General features: G+C 43.3%; 1 protein-coding gene. It reads left to right on the top strand.

From position 1 onward, the window contains the following. The first annotated feature begins 285 nt into the window (after positions 1-285). Positions 286-1,158: a lipoyl synthase gene (lipA, locus tag H6F44_RS22650; protein WP_190353343.1), complete on the top strand. Its 873-nt coding sequence runs from the start codon at positions 286-288 to the stop codon at positions 1,156-1,158. Positions 1,159-2,203: the final 1,045 nt, after the last annotated feature.

Here is a 2,203-nt window from a genome sequence, read left to right as displayed (position 1 = left end):
ACCTTCGGCTCCATGCAGTACGATGTGCGGTGTCTCGTCCCCAAAGGCGACAGGCTGTATCACAAGGTTACTAACCCCCAAATAATAAACTAAATAATAAACTAATTTCTAAACAAGTCAAAGAAGATGATCCCAGATGCAAAAGTTTTTGGTAATGTTCTAATGGCTTAATCCGAATGCCAAAAACTAGGAAATAATTTCCAGCTTAGCCCGAACTGATATTAATTACAGTAAAAGATTGTGAAAGATATACTGTAAGGACTGACTAGTTACAGCTAAAGCTATATGCCTGCTAAAGAAGAATTACGTTTACCGAGTTGGTTGCGCCCGCAGATTGGCAAAGCCGATCAAATTTCTGAAGTTCAGCAAATAATTAAACAACGCGGCATTCATACCATTTGTGAAGAGGGGCGCTGTCCTAATCGGGCAGAATGCTATGCCCAAAAGACAGCCACTTTTTTATTAATGGGACCAACCTGCACCCGTGCCTGTGGCTTTTGCCAAGTGGATAAGGGGCATCAGCCCATGCCCTTAGATCCCGATGAACCCCGTAAAGTGGCTGAGGCGGTGAATTTATTGGGGCTGGATTATGTGGTGCTAACTTCGGTGGCAAGGGATGATTTGGCGGATCAGGGGGCATCGGTATTTGTGGAGACGATCGCCGCCATTCGCCAAGCGCGTCCCCATGCCAAGATTGAGGTGCTAACCCCAGATTTTCGCGGCGATCGCCGTTGGGTGGCAATGGTCGCTGAGGCTATGCCTGTTTGCTATAACCACAATATTGAGACAGTGCGGCGCTTACAGGGTAAGGTGCGGCGCGGCGCAAAGTATGAGCGATCGCTCTCTGTATTGGCTATGGTCAAAGAGGTTAATCCAAGTATTATTACCAAGTCTGGCTTGATGGTGGGGCATGGTGAAACGGTGGCAGAATTAACTGAGGCAATGCAGGATCTATTAGCGATCGGGTGCAGTTCCCTAACCATTGGGCAGTATTTGCGTCCATCCCTTGAGCATTTACCTGTGCAGAAATATTGGACACCCGATGAATTTGATGAATTAGGAGCGATCGCCAAGAATATTGGCTTTGCCCATGTGCGATCGGGCGCTCTCGTGCGAAGTTCCTATCATGCCAGTGACATGATTGAAGTTAATGGGTAAATCATGAAAATTCAACCAAAATCGCCCTAGAAAGGACTATTCTCACGACACCATTTCAAAGATGTCTTCGTCAGTCAAGCCACCTTGCAGCTCAGCTTGTTTAAGCATTTTTTCGCGTAATATTTGCAATCTTCGAGTGAATCTCTGACATCGGCTGGTAAGTTTAGGGTGATGGCTGCTTGCATAGAAAGTAACAGCATTAGAGGTTTTTATTTTAGCAAAAAGCAATTTTATTCATAAATGCTAGAGCATTTGCGCCACAATTCATAAATTACCACCGAAATCTCTATACGCCAATGTTCTACCCTCTTCGCTATTACCGATAATTTATCCCTACGGTTTGGGGGTTGTTTGTGGTTTGCGAAGGTCTAGGCAGAGCATTACCGATTTATAAATTGTGGCAGTAATGCTCTGCCCCTACAGCGCGATCTCTAATCTCTCTACAAAATAGGCGATCACTGAAATGCTAAAGTTGGGAATAGTAATCTCGATTTTTATGTGACATCAATTTTCTACGCAATTCCCAAAAATAAGTTTGCATTTCTATTTTTTATAAAAATAATTCTCGCTGCACTCTTTCTTCTTTTGGATCTGTCTCAGCAAAATCAAGAACCAGAACAAAAACAGATAGCTGACAATCCTGACTTAAAACCACCTTGTCCTCGTTGTGGTTCTTATCACACCATGAAGAATGGTTCTACTCAATAATGGTAAACCTAAACGTCAATGTAAAGATTGTGGTCGTCAGTTTGTGCTTAATCCCCATAATCACGTTGTATCTATCGTTTGAGCCTTTTCACTACTTTTAGATCACTACCGTGGCGGGTTTGATCGAAATTCGCTGTAACTGCCTATTAGTCTAAACTAAAGTTAGGAAATCAATCTCAAATAATTAAAGGCGGCACGAAGTGCCGCCTTTAATTATTTGGGGTTGAGGATTAAATGGCAGTGGTTCCGCCAAGTGAGGATACGAAAGGTATATATGGAGTCAGTCAGAAGACATATTGAATAGAAAACAACTGTGCCCAAGAAAGTCCCACTTCGA

Origin of the sequence: Pseudanabaena cinerea FACHB-1277, assembly GCF_014696345.1 — a bacterium.
Taxonomy (GTDB): Bacteria; Cyanobacteriota; Cyanobacteriia; order Pseudanabaenales; family Pseudanabaenaceae; genus Pseudanabaena; species Pseudanabaena cinerea.
Note: the sequence above shows the minus strand (reverse complement) of the source record. Positions and strands in the feature narration are given on the sequence as shown.

Excerpts from the sequence above, each read along its gene's own strand:
- lipA (WP_190353343.1), top strand. The coding sequence starts at position 286 with ATGCCTGCTAAAGAAGAATTACGTTTACCGAGTTGGTTGCGCCCGCAG.